13 protein-coding genes are annotated in these 17,474 nt (G+C 58.5%); 10 read left to right on the top strand and 3 right to left on the bottom strand.

Going from position 1 to position 17,474, the window contains the following annotated elements; genetic code table 11:
• Nucleotides 1-5: 5 nt before the first annotated feature.
• Nucleotides 6-1,061: a tRNA 2-selenouridine(34) synthase MnmH gene (gene mnmH, locus ACTG4M_RS12110; protein WP_439123920.1), complete on the top strand. Its 1,056-nt coding sequence runs from the start codon at nucleotides 6-8 to the stop codon at nucleotides 1,059-1,061.
• Here the strand turns inward: mnmH and selD are convergent.
• A complete protein-coding gene (gene selD / locus ACTG4M_RS12105; RefSeq protein ID WP_439123919.1) occupies nucleotides 1,043-3,211 on the bottom strand; it encodes a selenide, water dikinase SelD in 2,169 nt (722 codons plus the stop codon). The genes mnmH and selD overlap by 19 nt on opposite strands.
• A 416-nt stretch (nucleotides 3,212-3,627) precedes the next feature.
• Here selD and ACTG4M_RS12100 point away from each other — a divergent pair, with 416 nt between their 5' ends.
• Nucleotides 3,628-5,157 carry an acyl--CoA ligase gene (locus ACTG4M_RS12100; protein WP_439123918.1) on the top strand — a complete coding sequence of 510 codons (1,530 nt, stop codon included), beginning with the start codon at nucleotides 3,628-3,630 and terminating at the stop codon, nucleotides 5,155-5,157.
• Nucleotides 5,158-5,273: 116 nt separating this feature from the next.
• Nucleotides 5,274-6,254, top strand: coding sequence for a 2-dehydropantoate 2-reductase (locus ACTG4M_RS12095; protein ID WP_439123917.1), 981 nt, complete (start codon nucleotides 5,274-5,276; stop codon nucleotides 6,252-6,254).
• Here ACTG4M_RS12095 and ACTG4M_RS12090 read toward each other — a convergent pair.
• On the bottom strand, nucleotides 6,245-6,586 hold the full coding sequence (locus ACTG4M_RS12090; protein ID WP_439123916.1) for a RidA family protein: 342 nt from the start codon (nucleotides 6,584-6,586) through the stop codon (nucleotides 6,245-6,247). The two genes, ACTG4M_RS12095 and ACTG4M_RS12090, sit on opposite strands and share 10 nt — an antisense overlap.
• Nucleotides 6,587-6,834: 248 nt before the next feature.
• Between ACTG4M_RS12090 and ACTG4M_RS12085 the strand changes: the two genes are divergently transcribed.
• The 6 genes from ACTG4M_RS12085 (at nucleotide 6,835) to ACTG4M_RS12060 (ending at nucleotide 15,110) form a co-directional block, all read left to right on the top strand.
• A complete protein-coding gene (locus ACTG4M_RS12085; RefSeq protein ID WP_439123927.1) occupies nucleotides 6,835-7,872 on the top strand; it encodes a TRAP transporter substrate-binding protein in 1,038 nt (345 codons plus the stop codon).
• Nucleotides 7,873-7,936: 64 nt separating this feature from the next.
• Nucleotides 7,937-8,521 (top strand): TRAP transporter small permease, encoded by a 585-nt coding sequence (locus tag ACTG4M_RS12080; protein WP_439123915.1) that lies wholly within the window; start codon nucleotides 7,937-7,939, stop codon nucleotides 8,519-8,521.
• Nucleotides 8,518-10,014 carry a TRAP transporter large permease gene (locus ACTG4M_RS12075; RefSeq protein ID WP_439123914.1) on the top strand — a complete coding sequence of 499 codons (1,497 nt, stop codon included), beginning with the start codon at nucleotides 8,518-8,520 and terminating at the stop codon, nucleotides 10,012-10,014. Before ACTG4M_RS12080 ends, ACTG4M_RS12075 begins: the two co-directional genes overlap by 4 nt.
• Before the next feature lie 160 nt (nucleotides 10,015-10,174).
• Nucleotides 10,175-11,206, top strand: a complete 1,032-nt coding sequence (locus ACTG4M_RS12070) for an efflux RND transporter periplasmic adaptor subunit (RefSeq protein ID WP_439123913.1) — start codon at nucleotides 10,175-10,177, stop codon at nucleotides 11,204-11,206.
• A 10-nt stretch (nucleotides 11,207-11,216) separates the two neighbouring features.
• A complete protein-coding gene (locus ACTG4M_RS12065) occupies nucleotides 11,217-14,252 on the top strand; it encodes an efflux RND transporter permease subunit (protein WP_439123912.1) in 3,036 nt (1,011 codons plus the stop codon).
• 87 nt (nucleotides 14,253-14,339) lie between these two features.
• Entirely contained in the window at nucleotides 14,340-15,110 is a 771-nt protein-coding gene (locus ACTG4M_RS12060) for a FadR/GntR family transcriptional regulator (protein WP_439123911.1), read from the top strand.
• Here the strand turns inward: ACTG4M_RS12060 and ACTG4M_RS12055 are convergent.
• Nucleotides 15,097-15,792: a DUF1028 domain-containing protein gene (locus ACTG4M_RS12055; RefSeq protein ID WP_439123910.1), complete on the bottom strand. Its 696-nt coding sequence runs from the start codon at nucleotides 15,790-15,792 to the stop codon at nucleotides 15,097-15,099. The two genes, ACTG4M_RS12060 and ACTG4M_RS12055, sit on opposite strands and share 14 nt — an antisense overlap.
• 103 nt (nucleotides 15,793-15,895) lie before the next feature.
• Between ACTG4M_RS12055 and ACTG4M_RS12050 the strand changes: the two genes are divergently transcribed.
• The gene (locus ACTG4M_RS12050; RefSeq protein WP_439123909.1) at nucleotides 15,896-17,473 is read left to right on the top strand and encodes an ABC transporter substrate-binding protein; all 1,578 of its coding nucleotides are present in this window, start codon (nucleotides 15,896-15,898) and stop codon (nucleotides 17,471-17,473) included.
• The last annotated feature ends 1 nt before the right edge of the window (nucleotide 17,474 follow it).

The raw sequence follows: 17,474 nt of genomic DNA, 5'->3' as shown, positions 1-17,474 counted from the left end.
CTGCCATGCCCCTGACTCCGACCACGCTGCCTGATCTGCTCGACCACGGGTTCGACACAGTGATCGACGTCCGCAGTCCTGCGGAATTCGCTGAAGACCATGTTCCTGGTGCGATCAATTTGCCAGTTCTCGACAACGAAGAACGCGCGCGGGTGGGAACGATGTACAAACAGATCAGCCCGTTTGACGCGCGCAAGCTCGGGGCAGCTTTGGTCTTTCGCAACGCGGCCAATCACATCGAAAACGCGCTGTCGCACCACGAGGGTGGATGGAAACCTCTGGTCTATTGCTGGCGTGGCGGTCAACGGTCGGGATCCTTTGCGTGGCTGCTCAAGGAAATCGGTTGGCGGTCGGAGGTGATCCAAGGCGGCTACAAGACCTACCGCCGGCTTGTGGTGGACATGCTGCACCGCACGGCCTTGCCCTTTCGGTTTGTGCAATTGGGCGGCTATACCGGCACCGCCAAGACCGAATTGCTGCCATTGCTGGCAAAACGTGGCATACAGGTGATCGACCTTGAAGGACTGGCAAACCATCGTGGATCTCTGTTGGGGACGATGGGGGATCAGCCGTCGCAAAAGGCTTTTGAAAGCGCTCTGGCTGGGCAACTGTGTCGGCTTGATCCGACACGTCCCGTGGTCGTTGAGGCGGAAAGCAGCAAGATTGGACACGTTCTGTTGCCTCCCAGCCTGTGGGAGGCGATGAAGATTGCGCCGTGGATTGAGGTCGCTGCACCGTTGGATGCGCGAACGGACTACCTTGTGCGTGCCTATGACGATATCCTGTCCGACACTGCGTCGCTTCATACCAAACTTGCACCGCTCAAGACGCATCGGGGCGATGCGTTGGTGTCGCAATGGATCGGGTGGAGCGCGGCTGGCGACAATCGCAAACTGACGCGGTCGTTGATGGAAGATCATTACGATCTGGCATACGCCAAGTCGATGAAAGCCATGTCACCCACTATTGTTGCGCGGATTGAGACGGATGGTTTGTCGACAGCGCATCTAGATCAAGTTGCGGCCGAGGTTGAAGCAGTGCTTCAGGCGATGCCCACCTGACCGACCGTTCCTGCATGCAGATGTCCGATGATCGCGGTGTTGATGTGCCCAGCTTCGCGCAGCGCGGACACGATCTGATCGGCCTCATTCGCTGGAACTGCTGCAAGTAGACCGCCACTGGTTTGTGGGTCAAAAAGCAGGCGGGTGTGTGGGTTGTCCGAAATGTTTGAAAATCCGATGCGATTGTTTGCATAAAGCGAAGAATACTCGCCCCGTTCCGAGAGATCCAGCGCACCGCGCAATAGCGGAACCGTGTCGAGCGTCAGAGTAGCAGCCAGTCCAGAGGCCGTGCAGATGTTCTGGGTGTGTCCAGCAAGACCAAAACCGGTCAGATCGGTCATCGCTTGCGCGCTTTGGCGCAGAATGTGTGACGCGGATTCCTGACTGCGCAGCATGGCCTCTAACGCGCTCTCCACATCTGCACCGCGCGCCTTGCCGGACATAAGGGCTGCCATGATCACGCCAGAGCCAATGGGCTTGGTGAGGATCAGCGCTGCCCCATCCTTTGCGCCGTTCAGGGTGATCGGGTCTTGGTCACACAACCCGGCAACTGCCAACCCAATGGTCAGTTCGTCGCCAATCGTACTGTGACCACCGACAATATCGGCCCCGGCATCTTGCAGGATAGTTTGTGCGGCGGACAGGATCTCGGTCAGACTGCGCTGGGCAAGTGTATCGGACAAGCGGGGCAATGTGATCGACAGGGTCGCGGCTTGTGGATCGGCCCCCATCGCCCAGATATCCCCCAATGCATGATGAGTCGCGATGCGCGCCATGACGCCTGGGTCGGCCCAAAAGCTGCGTAGATGGTCGGTGGTAAGCACCTGCCGCGCGCCGCCGGTGGCCAGAAGTGCGGCATCATCGCCAGGCAACGGAGTAATATCCGCGCGTTTTGTCGGCTGAAGCGTGGCCAGGGCATTCGACAAGGGATCGCGTCCCAGCTTTGCGCCGCAGCCCCCGCAGAGCGGTTTGGGCCCAATTGCTTGTTGGACACCTTTGGCGCGAGGGTAGGGCAACGTCGGTGCGGCTATCTTGGGCATCGCTTCGAACTGATCCATGAACCTGCGGTCGATGCGATCTTTCCAATCCCAGACCCAGCCACCGGTAAAGGTCAGGCCAAAGCGATCACCAAGGGCAGACTTTTTTCCAAGCGAGATAAGCTTCAGGTAATCTTTTTGTGGGACATACTGTTTCAGCGGCCCACCAGAGAGAGTGGAGGACAGATTGTGTAATAGCACAGGGGCCTGACGCACGGCATAGACGCCTGCCTTGGGCCGGGGGGCGTGGGCCATGTGCGCGCAGTCGCCAACGGCAAAGATGCGCGGATCGCTGGTTTGCAGACGCGCGTTCACAGTGAGAAAGCCATCATGTGTGTTCAGACCGGTATCCGCCAGCCAAGGATAGGGACGCGCGCCAGCAGCCCCGGTTATGAAAGACGCTGTGATCGTGCCGCCGACCGCTAGATGGACGGTGTTCTCGGTCAGATGTGTGATCTGCGCGTTCTCATGCAGGCGGATGTTCAGTGCCTTCATTGCGTCGCGGAGTTTGGCCGCGCTTTTCGTGGGTAGCGCGGACAAGACGGTAGAGGTGTCGATCAGATGGATCGCCGCCGGACGGTTGCGCTTTTCTAGTGCATGCGCCATCGCCATTGCAAGTTCGGCGCCGGCGACACCGCCACCGATGATTGCAACTGCTGCGGGACCATCGCCATTTCGGAACGCATCCCACTTGGCGGCAAAAGGGCCCAGCGGTTTGGCCGGCACGGCATGTTCTGTGAACCCAGGCAAGGCAGGCATGTCAGAGGTGATACCGACATCGACCGAGGTTATGTCAAAGCCAATTGGCGCATGATTGTCGATCTGAATCGTACTGCTGTCAGGGGAAATGCCCGTGACCGATCCGATGATCAGGCGCGCATTCGCGGTCTGTGAAAGGCGCACAAGATCGATATCCAGCTGATCGCGGCTATAGTGCCCGGCGACGAAACCGGGCAGCATGCCGGAATAGGGCGCGGTCGGGCCGGGATTGATCAGCGTCAGGCGCGCGCCGGGGAGCGGCTTCATCGCCCATTTGCGCAGAACCAAAGCATGAGTGTGTCCGCCACCGATGAGGACGAGGTCTTGGGTCAATGGCAGTGGCGGCTGGTGCATGGGAATGTCCTTTGGTGGTCAGGCTTGACTTAGCATGACAACACCAGCCCGCCCATGCGACGGGCGGTCAATTTTCGTAACGTGTTTGTCCGCGCAGATTTGCATCAAATGGAGGGATCCCCTGCATAGGCTGAGGCTCGGGTTGCGGGCTGGCGATGCGAAGGCAGACCACCCTTTGGCGTTACTGCTTGTGGCGCTTGAACTCGGTTCTTTGATATAAGAAAGCTTCCGTGAAATCCTTATTCCCAAGCAGAGCAACGTGCTTGTCTTGGTTGAATGGCCACTGTCAGGGACGTTTAATGCCATTGCAGCACTTTTCTTTGTGCGTCCTTTCGTTAAGTATCTGCACTGGGACGGACGCCAGAGCATCGCACTGGCGGAATAATCTGAATATCTGATGAAAAAGGGGACAGGGCATGGCTACCAACGTCAAAGCACTGCTAGAGGGACATGACGCCAACGCACTGGCGCTGGGGGCACCCGGACGGGATTGGATGAACTATGGCGGGTTGCGCGACCTGTCAGCTGAAGTCAGCGCAAGCTTGCGCGGCTTTGGCATCGGTCCAAGTGACCGCGTGGCGATTGTGCTGCCGAACGGGCCTGAAATGGCATCGGCTTTTGTGACCATCGCGCAAGCGGCGACCACGGCGCCTTTGAACCCGGCGTACCGTGAGGATGAATACAAGTTCTACCTCGAAGACCTTGGGGCCAAAGCGATTGTGCTGGCAGATGGCTATGATGGCCCGGCGCTTGGCGCTGCGCAGTCCTTGGGCCTTATGGTGTTGCGCACGGTTGTAACCGAAGGCGCGCCGGCGGGATCGTTCACGTTATCTGCTGATGGTGCAACGGGTGATGCATTGCCCGCAAGCGACCCGACAGATGATGATGTCGCGTTGATCTTGCACACGTCTGGCACCACCTCGCGGCCCAAGATCGTGCCGCTGTTGCAGTCGAATGTCGCCGCATCGGCGCACAACATTGCTACGTCGTTGAACCTGTCTGCAGAGGACCGTTGCCTTAACGTGATGCCTTTGTTCCACATCCATGGACTGTTGGCGGCTGTTTCAGGGTCTTTGTCGGTTGGTGCGTCCATCTGGTGCGCGCCGGGTTTTGACGCGCTACGTTTCTTTGGCTGGATGCGTGACGCAACGCCCACGTGGTACACCGCCGTTCCCACCATGCATCAGGCGATCCTGAGCCGGGCCAAGCGCAACGCGGATGTCATCGAAGAGGTGCCACTGCGGTTCCTGCGGTCATCCTCGGCGTCACTGCCCGCGCAGGTCATGGAAGCGCTGCGCGAGACATTCAACGCACCGGTGATCGAGGCGTATGGCATGACCGAGGCGGCACATCAGATGTGCTGCAACCCGTTTGACCGGCAAAAGCCCGGCGCGGTGGGTGTGGCGGCTGGCCCCGAGGTGCGCGTGGCGCATGAGGCAGACAATATCCTGATTGATGGCACCGGTGAGGTGGTGATCTCTGGTCCGAACGTGACGCCGGGCTATGAAAGCAACCCCGATGCCAACGCAAAGAACTTTTTTGACGCTGACGGCAAACGCTGGTTCCGCACCGGTGATCAGGGCGCGTTCGACGCTGACGGGTTCCTGCATCTGACCGGCCGGTTGAAAGAGATCATCAATCGTGGCGGCGAAAAGGTCTCGCCGCTCGAGGTGGATGGCGTGTTGCTGGATCACCCGGACGTGGCGCAAGTGGTGACCTTTGCGCTGCCGCATCCCAAGCTGGGCGAAGAGGTGGCTGCCGCGGTCGTTCTGACCGATGGGTCGGAGACGACAGAGCGAGACATCCGCGACTTTGCCGCCGAGCGGATGGCCGACTTCAAGGTGCCGCGAAAGGTGATTATCCTCGACGAGATCCCGAAAGGGGCGACAGGCAAAATGCAGCGCATTGGTTTGGCAGAAAAGTTGGGGCTGGTAGAGCCGGCCTGATCCGCTGTTTGATGAAGCGCCGGGCGGCTCAGGTGGGACCCTCCGGCGGGAGTTTACTTGGCAAGATGAAGGAGGAGCGGTTCGCGGTATATCGGCGGATTGCATCGGGGTGAGCGATGAAAATATGTGTATTCGGAGCGGGCGCCATTGGCGGCTATATGGGTGTGAAGCTGGCGCAAGCCGGGGCGGATGTCAGCCTTGTTGCGCGCGGGCCGCATCTGGCGGCTATGCAGGCCAATGGCCTGAAGCTGATCGAAGAGGGTGGCGAAGAGACCGTTGTGCCGGTGACCGCGTCGGACAATCCGGCTGATCTGGGAGAGCAGGATTACATCATCGTCACGCTGAAGGCGCATTCGGTGCCACCGATTGTTGAAAAGATGAAGCCGCTCATGGGGCCGAACACGACAATTGTGTCGGGCGTGAACGGCGTGCCGTGGTGGTATTTCCACAAGATTGGCGGAGAGCACGAAGGCACGCGGCTTGAAAGCGTGGATCCGGGTAATGCCCAATGGGATGGGTTCGGGCCAGACCGCGTCTTGGGCTGTGTCGTCTACCCTGCGGCAGAGGTGATAGAGCCGGGCGTCGTCAAACATATCGAGGGCAATCGCTTTTCGCTTGGTGAACCCGATGGGTCGAAATCAGAGCGGGCGATGGCACTGTCAAAAGCCTTGTCTTCGGCGGGCTTGAAAGCGCCAGTGCGTCCCCGCTTGCGCGATGAAATCTGGGTTAAGCTTTGGGGTAATCTGTCGTTCAATCCGATTTCGGCGCTGACCCATGCGACTTTGGATGTGCTGTGCACCGATCCTGGCACGCGTGCGGTCGCTCGCGGCATGATGCTCGAGGCGCAAGAGATTGCTGAGTCGCTGGGCGTCAAGTTCCCGATTGATGTGGAACGGCGGATTGATGGTGGAGCGGCTGTCGGTGCGCACCGGACATCAATGTTGCAGGATTTGGATCAAGGCCGTCCGATGGAAATCGACGCGCTGGTGGGGTCTGTTCAGGAACTGGGGCGTGTTGTTGGGGTGCCAACACCGACAATCGACACGGTGCTGGCGCTGGTTCAATTGCGGGCCAAGACCGCTGGGCTCTATTCGTAAGCGGCGGTCACGATCACTTCGACCTTAAGTTCGGGGCGGGCCAGTTTGGCCTCCCCGCAGGCGCGGGCCGGGGCGTTGCCTTCGGGCACCCAGGCATCCCAAACCGCGTTCATTTCGGCGAAATCGGCCATGTCGGCTACCCAGATAATGGCTTGCAACATTTGTTCGCGCGACGATCCGGCTTGTTTCAGCAACGCATCCACGCGGGCGAGACAATCCTGCGTCTGTTCGGTGACGGTGTCGCCGGCACCAACCTGACCGCAGAGATAAACGGTGCCATTGTGTTTGACGATTTTGCTCATTCGTTGGCCAATGTCCTGGCGTTCGATCATGGGGTATCTCCTGTGCGTTGTTCACTGAGACACTTGCTGGTGGCGCGCGGATTGTCCAGAACGCTTGGGGGGGGTGCGTGGAAATTGCGTCGTGCGTTCCACCCGTTACGGCGTAATCTTGACCACGACGCCAGCCATGCCCCGTCACCATGTGAGGGAATGAAGACCATGTGCTGCGATGGCTCGTTTTCCCTTGGATTCTGTGTGGCCTTCGTGCGTTTATGCCAACAGACAAAAGGGAGGAGTTCATTATGATCAAGCGCGCATTTCTCACGCTCGCCGGGACGACCGCATTGGCGCTTACGCTGGGCACAGGGGCCTTTGCGCAAGAGGTCACGTTGCGGATGCATCAGTTTTTGCCAGCACAGGCCAACGTGCCGAAAAATGTGCTGGTGCCGTGGGCGGACCGGGTGATGGAAGCATCAGGCGGGCGGATCGAGATCCAGCATTTCCCGTCCATGCAGCTTGGAGGTACACCACCACAGCTGATCGATCAGGCGATCGATGGCGTGGCCGATATCATCTGGACCGTTGCAGGCTACACGCCTGGCCGATTCCCGCGCGCCGAGGTGTTCGAGCTGCCGTTCACAATGTCTGACGCTGGCGATATGTCGGCAGCCTATTGGGAACTGGCCGAAGAACAGATGATGGATCAGGACTTTGCCGATTTCAAAGTTCTGGGCGTCTGGGTGCATGGCCCTGGCGTGATTCACTGCGCCGATCCGATTGAAACGCCGGACGACTTGAATGGGGTCAAACTTCGCGCGCCGACTCGTGTGACGAACAAGCTCTTTACCAATCTCGGCGCGACCACCGTGGGCATGCCGGTCCCGGCAATTCCTGAATCGCTGTCCAAAGGTGTCGTGGACGGCGCAGTAATTCCGTGGGAGGTGACAGGCGCGTTGAAGGTTGCAGAATTGGTCGAAAACCACACAGAGTTCGACGGCAACGCGATTTACACGACCACCTTCATTTTTGCGATGAACAAGGAAAAGTACGAGAGCCTTCCAGATGACCTGAAAGCGGCCATCGACTCGCAATCCGGCGCTGATTTCAGCCGGATGGCCGGGGCGCAAATGCAGACCGACGATGGCCCGGCGCGCGAAGCGGCGTTGGACATGGGCAACAACGTCATCACGATCAACGAAACGGATGCCGCGCCGTGGCGGTCCGCAGCCGAGGCAACAACTGCGGAATGGATCGCCGAGATGGATGAAAAGGGCATCGACGGAAATGCCCTCATCGCGCGTGCGAATGAGCTTTTGGAAAAGCACAACACGGAGTAAAGCGTGCCGCGTCGTCCGGGTTGTGATCTGGGCGGCGCACACTACGGGCAGGGGGCAGAGCAGCATGAAAACGGCGATTGAGCGCCTTGCTCGGGCGATGGCCATTGTCGGTGGCGTTGTTTTGACAGTTTTGGTCCTGTTAACCTGCGTGTCGGTCCTGGGGCGCGGGCTGAACTCCATGGGTCACAGCGACTGGTTGACGGGGCTGTCGCAGGGTTTTTCCGACGGGTTGATCGCCACAGGCGTTGGACCGGTCACTGGCGATTTCGAACTGGTCGAGGCCGGGATCGCGTTCGCGATTTTTGCCTTCCTTCCGATCTGTCAGCTATATGCCGGGCATGCGACGGTCGATGCCTTTACATCGCGCCTGTCGGAGAAGACGAATACGTGGCTTGTCGCGTTCTGGGATGTGGTGCTGACGCTGATTATCCTGCTGATCACATGGCGGTTGTCAGCTGGCCTTGCGGATAAGTATGGCAATGGGGAAACCACGTTCCTTCTGCAATTTCCGATCTGGTGGTCTTATGCGGCTAGCTTTGTCGCGGCGCTGGTGGCGTCTATAACCGCTGTCTACTGCTCTATCGGTCGCGTCACCTACGCGGCGACTGGACGGTCGATCCTGCCGTCGTCCGGGGCTGACGCGACATGACCATGCTTGAACTGGGCTTCTGGTCTTTCCCGGTCTTGCTGGTGCTGATCTTTCTGCGCGCGCCGATTGGGCTGGCCATGATGCTGTGCGGTATTGGTGGGCTCTGGCTGGCGCTGGGCAGTCCAGACGTGGTGCTGGCGCGGCTCAAGTCCGAGACATATTCTACGTTTTCCAGCTATTCCTTGTCGATTATTCCGATTTTCTTGTTAATGGGCCAGTTCGCAACGCTGTCGGGCATGTCGCAGGCCCTGTTCAAGGCAGCGGAATCGTGGCTGGGTCATCGTAAAGGCGGAGTCGCGATGGCCTCGGTTGGGGCCTGTGCCGGGTTCGGGGCGATCTGCGGGTCGTCATTGGCCACAGCAGCTACGATGAGTCGGGTGGCGCTGCCAGAGTTGCGGCGCAATGGATATTCCGGTGGGTTTTCCACGGCGACCTTGGCAGCGGGCGGGACCTTGGGCATTCTGATCCCGCCATCGGTGATTTTGGTCATCTACGCAATCCTGACCGAGCAGAACATCGCCAAGCTGTTTCTGGCGGCGTTCATTCCAGGGCTGTTGGCTGCCATCGGATACATGATCACCATTTCGATCTATGTGCGCCGCTATCCCGAAGCGGCAGGCCATCGTGAGCCAGTGCCATACGCGGAACGTCTGCGCGCGTTGATCGACGTTTGGCCGGTGTTGTTGGTGTTTGGAGTGGTGGTCGGGGGCATCTATCTTGGCTGGTTCACGCCGACTGAAGGTGCGGCTGTTGGCGCTGCGGGCACCGGTCTGATCGCGCTGGTGTCGGGCAATCTGAGCTGGGATGTGTTCAAACAGAGCATCATTCAGACGGCCGTCAGCACCGCGATGATCTTTTTCATCGTGCTGGGCGCTGCGTTCTACAACGGGTTTCTTGCGCTCACTCAAGTGCCGCAAGAATTGTCAAACTGGGTGGTCGAAATGGGCCTCAGCCCTTTTATGGTGCTGTCGATGATCCTGCTATTCTACCTTGTATTTGGTTGTCTGATGGACAGCCTGTCGATGATCCTCTTAACGATCCCAATCTTTTTCCCGGTGATTTCGGTCATGGATTTCGGTTTTGTCGATCTTGCTGTTATGCAGGCGGATGCCGCGCGCGAGGTGCTGGCGGCGGGCATACCCGAAGGCATGACGCAGGATATGTTGCAGAACATCCAGACGGCGATTGCCACTGGAGCCGAACTGACCCGCGACCAGATGCGCGCGCTCGATATCCGAATGACCCAAGGCATGGCCAACAGGATCGAGGCCGAATGGGTCGCGATCTGGTTTGGCATCCTTGTTTTGATCGTGGTCGAGGTGGGGCTGATTACGCCTCCGGTAGGGATGAATCTTTTCATCATCAATTCGATGGATCGCAACACCCCGATGGTAGAGACCTACAAAGCGGTAATCTGGTTTGTCGCGTCTGATATTCTGCGCGTGATCCTTCTGGTTCTTTTCCCGGCAATCACGCTGTTCTTGCTGTATTGACAGAACGGATGCGCGTGCATGCACAGTGCATTCTGACAGGCGCACAAAGTTTGCACTGGCAAACTGAACTAATCAGTTTAGATAAACTGAAACGTATGAGGGAACGTCATAGGACATAGGTCGTTGCCCTGCTAGCGTTGAGCTGAATTGGAGTGACCCCATGCGCCGCCTGATTATTTGTTTGTTGCTGCTTGTCAGTCCCACCATGATCGCGGCGCAGGACATTCGACTGGCCAAGATCATTGCGGTGCAATCCCAAGACAGCGCAGTCACGCGGCAGTTCTTTGGGCATGTGGTGGCCAAGGAAACGGTTGATCTGGCGTTTCAGGTCGGTGGCCAGATCGTTGAATTGCCGCTGATCGAAGGCGAACGCATCGCCACAGGCACAACGGTGGCACAGCTTGATCTGGAACCGTTCGAGCTTGCACTTGATCAGGCGCGTGTTCAGCGAAATCAGGCAGAACGTACGGTCGAGCGGTTGCAGAAACTTCAGGGAAGCACTGTCAGTCAGGTGTCGGTGGACGACGCGGAAACATCGCTGCAATTGGCGGAAATTGCTGTGCGCAATGCCGAACGTGAATTGAACAATGCGACGTTGCTCGCACCGTTTGATGCCTTGATCGCCGCGCGCAGTGTTGCGAATTTCTCGACCATCGCGGCAGGCACACCGATTGCAAGGCTGCATGATATGTCTGAATTACGGATCGAAATCGACGTGCCCGAAGTGCTTTTTCAGCGCGCAGGCACTGACCCAGATATCGGCCTTTGGGCGCAATTCCCGACCGACGAGAAACGCTATCCCGTGACTCCGCGCGAATTCAACGCCGAAACCTCGCAGGTGGGGCAAACCTATCAGATCACGCTGGGCATGGCCCCGCCCGAGGGTCAGACGATCCTTCCGGGATCGTCGGTAACGGTCTATGCGACGTTGAACGGCGGGTCTTCGGATATCATCATCCCGGCCTCGGCGGTCAGTACAGAAAACGACGGCAGTACCAATGTAATGGTTTTCACCCCTACCGGTGCAGATGAAGGCACCGTCGTGCGTCGTCCGGTCACCGTCGAACCGACCATTCGCGGCGACGTACGCGTCACCGAAGGTCTCGCGCAGGGCGAAGAAATTGTCGCGAGCGGTGCCAGCCAATTGGCAGATGGGGATCGCGTGAAGCGGTTCTCTGGCTTCTCGAACTGAGCGCCGCGTCATGAACATCGCAAAATCATCGATCGACCGACCGATCATCACGTGGCTTATCATGCTCGCGGCTTTGCTTGGTGGCATCTGGGGCTTTTTCAGTCTTGGTCGTCTCGAAGACCCGGCCTTCACCATCAAGACCGCGGTTGTGATCACCGAATATCCCGGTGCCAGCGCGCAGCAAGTGGCGCGCGAAGTGTCCGAGCCGCTGGAATCCGAAATCCAGAAGATGTCCGAGGTCAAAGAGGTTCGGTCAGTCAACCAGCCTGGTCTGTCGCGGATCAGCGTGGATATGAAGGACCAGTATGATGGCGATGAATTGCCCGAAATCTGGACCAAACTGCGCAACCGGGTCAGTGCCGCGCGTCTGCCCAGCGGTGTTGGTCGGCCCTTCGTGAACGATGGGTTTGGTGACGTCTATGGCATCTACTATGCCGTGACTGCGCCAGGCTTTTCGGATGCTGAACTCTACGAATTGTCAACCTTCCTGAGGCGTGAACTGCTGACCGTTGAAGGTGTTGCGGATGTGGCGTTGTCCGGTGTTCCGAGCGAGGTCATATATGTTGAACCGGATTTGGTGCTAAGCACCAACCTCAACATTCCGCCTGCCGCCATCCAAGGCGCGCTGGCGACCGCCAATTCGGTGGTCGATGGCGGCTCGATCCAAGACGTGGACGGGCGCACGCTCATTCAGGGGCCGGATGGCTATGACACGGTTCAGGAAATCTCTGGGCTGACGGTTGGGGTCGGCGGCGAGATCCTCAACCTCTATGACTTTGCCGAGGTACGCCGGGCCCGCGAAGACACGCCAGACCTGATCATCCGCCACAATGGGGTTGAGGCGTTTACCCTCGGGATTGCGGGCATCGGGTCCGAAAACATTGTCGATGTGGGCAAGCGCGCTGATGCGAAACTGGCAGAGCTCGCCCCTCAGATCCCCGTCGGGATCGAGCTCCAACCAATCTATCAGCAACACGTCGTGGTCGAGGAAGCGTCAAACGCATTTCTGATCAACCTTGCCATGTCGGTTTCGATTGTGGTGATCGTCTTGGCCCTGTTCATGGGATGGCGCGCAGCCATAGTGGTCGGAGTCACCCTGCTGTTGACCGTTGTCGGCACGCTGTTTTTCATGTCGATCTTCTCGATCGAAATGGAACGCATCTCATTGGGTGCGTTGATCATCGCGATGGGGATGCTGGTAGATAACGCCATTGTGGTTGCCGAAGGCATGCAGATCGCCATGCGGCGCGGCAAGGATTCCCGTGCGGCGGCAGATGAGGCGGCGAGCAAGACGCAGACCCCTCTGCTGGGGGCCACCGTGATCGGCATTATGGCCTTTGCCGGGATTGGCCTTAGCCCGGACGCGACCGGGGAATTCCTGTTCTCGCTTTTTGCCGTAATCGGGATTTCGCTCTTGCTGTCTTGGGTTTTGGCCCTGACCGCCACGCCGCTGCTTGGTCACTACTTTTTCAAACAAGGTGCGGGTGGCGATGACGACGCTTATGGTGGCGCATTATTCCGTATGTATGGCGCAGCGTTGCGTGGTGCATTGAAAGCATGGTGGCTGGTGATCATTGGGCTGATTGGAATCACAGTGGTATGTTTCATGCTGTTCGGCCAAATCAAGCAGCAGTTCTTTCCTGACAGCAACACGCCGCTCTTCTTTGTGCATTACAAGCTGGAGCAGGGGGCCTCGATTCAGGAAACCTCGCGCGATCTGACTGTTTTCGAGGAGTGGCTGGCTGAGCAAGAGGATGTTGTGTCCTCAACAGCCTTTGTCGGGCGTGGCGCGGATCGGTTCATGTTGACCTATCAAGCCGAAGATCCAAACCCGAGCTATGGCCACATCATCGTGCGCACCAACACGATCGAGGAAATCGCACCGCTGATTGCCGAACTGGAGACGTTCGCAGCACAGACCCTGCCTCAGGGTGAATTCCGTGCCAAACGGTTGGCTTTTGGTCCCGGCGGCGGTGATCCGATCCAAGTGCGTTTTTCTGGGTCGGACCCGGAAATACTGCGCGATCTGGCAGACGAAGCGATGGACCGATTTATCGCTGCGTCAGCGAATATCGTTGCGCCTCGCATAGACTGGCGAGAGCAGGAGCTGGTGCTCAGGCCTGTTTACGCCACCGACCGGGCCCAAGAGGCGGGCGTCACCCGCGACGATATCACGTCGATCCTGCGCTTTGCGACCACGGGCATCGACGCAGGTGTCTACCGCGAAGGTGACCGGCAGATCCCGATTGTCTTGCGCGCCGATCCGCGTGATGAACTCGCCCTGACCGATCACGTTGTCTATTCTCAGAATGCCCAAAGCTTTGTGCCGTTGGAACAGGTGACGGATGGTCTGACCTTCGAGGCACAGAACACGTTGCTGATGCGGCGCGACCGGTTACTGACGATCACCGTGGGCGCCGATGTTGTCAAAGGCCTGACCGCCGCACAGGTGCAGGCTGAAGTGACAGACACGATTGAGGCGATGGAATTGCCGCCGGGTTACAAGATGGAATGGGGCGGAGAGCTCGAAAGCTCCAGTCAGGCGCAGGAAAGCCTTGGGCGGCAATTGCCCATGAGCCTGATCATCATGGTCGTTATCTCGGTCCTGCTGTTCAACGCGTTGCGACAGCCGCTGATCATCTGGCTGCTTGTGCCGATGTCCGTAAACGGGGTCAGCCTTGCCTTGCTGGGAACCGGCGCACCGTTCACCTTTACCGCGTTGCTCGGACTTTTGTCGCTGTCTGGCATGCTGATCAAGAACGGCATCGTCTTGGTCGAAGAGATCGACATCGTGCGCGATGAACAGCCAAAGCAGTCGCTCACTGACTCGATTGTCGAGGCATCGACCTCTCGTCTTCGTCCTGTGATCCTTGCGGCGGCAACGACCATTCTGGGGATGACGCCGTTGATCTGGGACGCTTTCTTTCAGTCGATGGCGATCACCATCATGGGCGGTCTCGCATTTGCGTCGATCCTAACTTTGGTTGCTGCCCCGGTGTTTTACTATGCGTTCTTCATGCGCAGCGCGAAGACAGTCGAGGGATGAGCCGTGCCGTGAGGCTTGAATTCATCATGATAAATTGCTTGCATGGTGCGGCTGTCTACCAAGAGGCAGTTTGAATTAAGGGCACCGATGGCACCGGGCACCAAAACAGACCATCCCGTACGCACGCAACGTCGGTCCCGTCCGGTTCGGGTGGCCGAGGCGATCAAGGATTGGGTGGTCGAGCAGGGGCTGATGCCTGGTGACAGGCTTCCCGGGGAGGCCGAATTGATCGCCCGCTTCCAGATGTCCAAAGGCACTATCCGCGAAGCGATGCGGATCTTGCAGGCGCAGGGTCTGGTTGAGACCAAGACCGGACCGGGTGGCGGTAGTTTCGTGGGCGAGGTGTCGCGCGACCGGGCGCATGCGCTTTTGGCGAATTATTTCTACTTCCAGAATGTCACCATTGCCGACATCTATGCGGTGCGCTTGTCGCTTGAGCCAGAAATGGCGGCCGCACTGGCAGGCAAGCTCACGGACGCCCAATTGGCCGAGTTGGAAGAGATCATGGAAAACTACGCGGCCCCTGCAAAAGACGCCCGCGAAGAGCGGTTGCAGCATGTCGCATCCTTGCGCTTTCACGCGCGGTTGTCGGATTTTGGGGAAAACGCGCTGCTGAGTTTCTTTATCAGCTTCATGGCGCAGATCCTGACGGACCTTACTGTTTACAAGCGTCTGTATGCGACCCCGAACCACGACCTGTGGAAGCGCGGGCGTGATCACCAATTGGATCTGATCGCCGCGTTGCGATCCGGCGATGCTGATGCCGCGCGGCGGGTTATGAAAAGCCATATGGAGATGGCGCGCGACCTGATGGAAGATCAGGAGGCCGAGGTCATGAAGCGCTTTATTGCTGAGTGACCGGGTCCTTAGTGGCGGTAAACGGCATGCTGCGATGCGGGTCGCTTAGGGTTGGCACATGGGTCACCCAATCGCCGTACAATCCTGTTGTGCCGCGTTGGTGCAAATCGCGCAGATCAGCCAGCGGGGTTTTCGAATAATCCACCCGAAGGCTCATGGGCGGATGTTCTCGGCTAACCACGAGCAGAGCCGAAGACAGCAGCCCCCGACTGTCTCCTCCGGCGCGCGAGGCTGCATCCAGCGCGGCCATCAGCCTTGTGTCAAAAGAGCCTTTGGCCGAGATGAACCCATCAAGGCAGGCGTCCAGAACAGCGTTTGACGCCAAAAGGTTTCCGGTGACGACCACATGACGGGCTGTCCGCGCGTCAGCCACGGCAATGCTATTGTCGCCGGTGAAGTGGCCGGTCGCGCCCATCGGATCAAGCGCCGCCAATTGCCGTTCGGCGCGGCCGCTGTCGGCTGAGGTGATCTGGTTCACCGCATTGGCGGCGCTCATTCCCGCTCTCATCAGGGTCAGAACATCCGTTCCCCACATCGTACTGGGCAGAGACCCCTGCGATGCCGACATTCCCGATTCGGGGTCTCCACGCAAAACCCAGCCGCCGACACACAAGCTTCCGGTGGTGGCGGCACCGCCATAAGCGCCCGTTTTTTCATCGAAAGCCAGAATTGAAATGGTCATGGGCGGCTCCGTTTTCCTTGGACTTGAATTTATCATGAAAATTTGGCCTGATGCAATTTATCATGATAAATAAAAACTGAAGTCTCAGGAGAGGACGTCACCCATGTCGATTTTCCATGTCACCCGCCGCAGCCTGTTGGCCGCTGGCACAGCTCTCGCCCTGACTCTGGGCGCGGTTGCTCCGGCGACCGCACAAACACCACCCGGTGTTTTGATCGTTGGCCAGATCGCAGAGCCGAAAGCGCTTGATCCGGCAGCGGTTACTGCCGTCAACGATTTCCGCATCTTGATGAATGTCTATGACGGTCTGGTGCGCTACAAAGACGGAACGCTCGAAGTCGAGCCAGCGCTCGCCACCGATTGGGAAATCAGCGAAGACGGCACGGTCTACACATTTACCCTGCGTGACGGTGTGACGTTCCATGATGGCAGCGCCTTCAACGCCGAAGCGGTGAAGTTCAACTTTGACCGAATGCTGAACGAGGATCACCCGTATCACGATACTGGGCCGTTCCCGCTCGCGTTTTTCTTTTCTTCCATTGAGTCAGTCGAGGCCGTGGATGACCTGACCGTTCAGTTCACTTTGAACGGGCCTTATGCGCCGTTCCTGTCGAACCTGGCCTATCCAACCGGCCTTATCGTGTCGCCCGCTGCTGTCGAGCAGCACGGCGCAGATTTTGGCCGCAACCCGTCAGGCACTGGGGCGTTCACCTTTGGCGAATGGCGGTCGAACGAGGCGGTTGTGATCGAAGCGAACCCTGAATATTGGGATGGTGCGCCGGAACTGCAGGCGGTTGTCTTCCGCCCCATCACCGATGCCAATACGCGGACAGCGGAAATGCTGGCGGGCGGCATCGACCTGATGGTCGAAGTGCCGCCAGTGGCATTGTCCGAATTCCAAGGCGATGCCTACACGGTGCATGAACAGGCCGGACCGCATGTCTGGTTTCTGATCCTGAACGCCAAAGAAGGTCCGTTTGCCGACAAGCGCGTGCGGCAAGCCGCGAATTACGCGGTGAACAAAACAGCCCTTGTGGAAGAAGTTCTGGAAGGCACGGCCGAAGTGGCCGCTGGCCCGACACCGCCTGCTTTTGCATGGGCTTATAACGAAGAGTTGGAACCCTATCCCTATGATCCTGACCGCGCGCGCGAATTGATCGCCGAAGCTGGGGCAGAAGGGGCTGAACTGACCTTTTTAGTGACCGAGGGTGGGTCGGGGATGCTTGATCCGGTGGCCATGGGCACGGCCATTCAGGCTGATCTTGAAGCGGTTGGCTTCGATGTCAGTATCGAGACCTATGAGTGGAATACATTCCTTGGCGAAGTGAACCCTGGGCTTGAGGGCAAGGCGGACATGGCCGAGATGGCGTGGATGACCAATGATCCCGACACGTTGCCTTTCCTCGCGCTGCGCACGGCCGCATGGCCGGATCAGGGCGGGTTCAACTCGGGCTATTATTCCAATCCCGAAGTGGATGAACTTCTTGAAGCAGCCCGGGTTGCCACAGATCAGGACGAACGCGCACGGCTGTACAAAGAGATGCAGACCATTGTGCAGGAAGATGCGCCTTGGGTCTTTGTCGCCAACTGGAAGCAGAACGCGGTGACCAGCCAAAGCGTCGAGAATTTCTCGTTGCAGCCTTCGTTCTTCCTGCTTTTGGATGACGTTGTGAAAAACTAGG

This window comes from Marivita sp., assembly GCF_965656765.1.
Taxonomy (GTDB): domain Bacteria; phylum Pseudomonadota; class Alphaproteobacteria; order Rhodobacterales; family Rhodobacteraceae; genus Marivita.
Note: the sequence above shows the minus strand (reverse complement) of the source record. Positions and strands in the feature narration are given on the sequence as shown.

Bases quoted from the DNA above. Each gene is read 5' to 3' on its own strand.
- ACTG4M_RS12055 (WP_439123910.1), bottom strand. From the start codon at position 15,792: ATGACCATTTCAATTCTGGCTTTCGATGAAAAAACGGGCGCTTATGGC.
- ACTG4M_RS12090 (WP_439123916.1), bottom strand. From the start codon at position 6,586: ATGATCGAACGCCAGGACATTGGCCAACGAATGAGCAAAATCGTCAAA.
- ACTG4M_RS12080 (WP_439123915.1), top strand. From the start codon at position 7,937: ATGAAAACGGCGATTGAGCGCCTTGCTCGGGCGATGGCCATTGTCGGT.
- ACTG4M_RS12065 (WP_439123912.1), top strand. From the start codon at position 11,217: ATGAACATCGCAAAATCATCGATCGACCGACCGATCATCACGTGGCTT.
- ACTG4M_RS12095 (WP_439123917.1), top strand. From the start codon at position 5,274: ATGAAAATATGTGTATTCGGAGCGGGCGCCATTGGCGGCTATATGGGT.
- selD (WP_439123919.1), bottom strand. From the start codon at position 3,211: ATGCACCAGCCGCCACTGCCATTGACCCAAGACCTCGTCCTCATCGGT.
- ACTG4M_RS12100 (WP_439123918.1), top strand. From the start codon at position 3,628: ATGGCTACCAACGTCAAAGCACTGCTAGAGGGACATGACGCCAACGCA.
- ACTG4M_RS12050 (WP_439123909.1), top strand. From the start codon at position 15,896: ATGTCGATTTTCCATGTCACCCGCCGCAGCCTGTTGGCCGCTGGCACA.
- ACTG4M_RS12070 (WP_439123913.1), top strand. From the start codon at position 10,175: ATGCGCCGCCTGATTATTTGTTTGTTGCTGCTTGTCAGTCCCACCATG.
- ACTG4M_RS12060 (WP_439123911.1), top strand. From the start codon at position 14,340: ATGGCACCGGGCACCAAAACAGACCATCCCGTACGCACGCAACGTCGG.
- ACTG4M_RS12075 (WP_439123914.1), top strand. From the start codon at position 8,518: ATGACCATGCTTGAACTGGGCTTCTGGTCTTTCCCGGTCTTGCTGGTG.
- mnmH (WP_439123920.1), top strand. From the start codon at position 6: ATGCCCCTGACTCCGACCACGCTGCCTGATCTGCTCGACCACGGGTTC.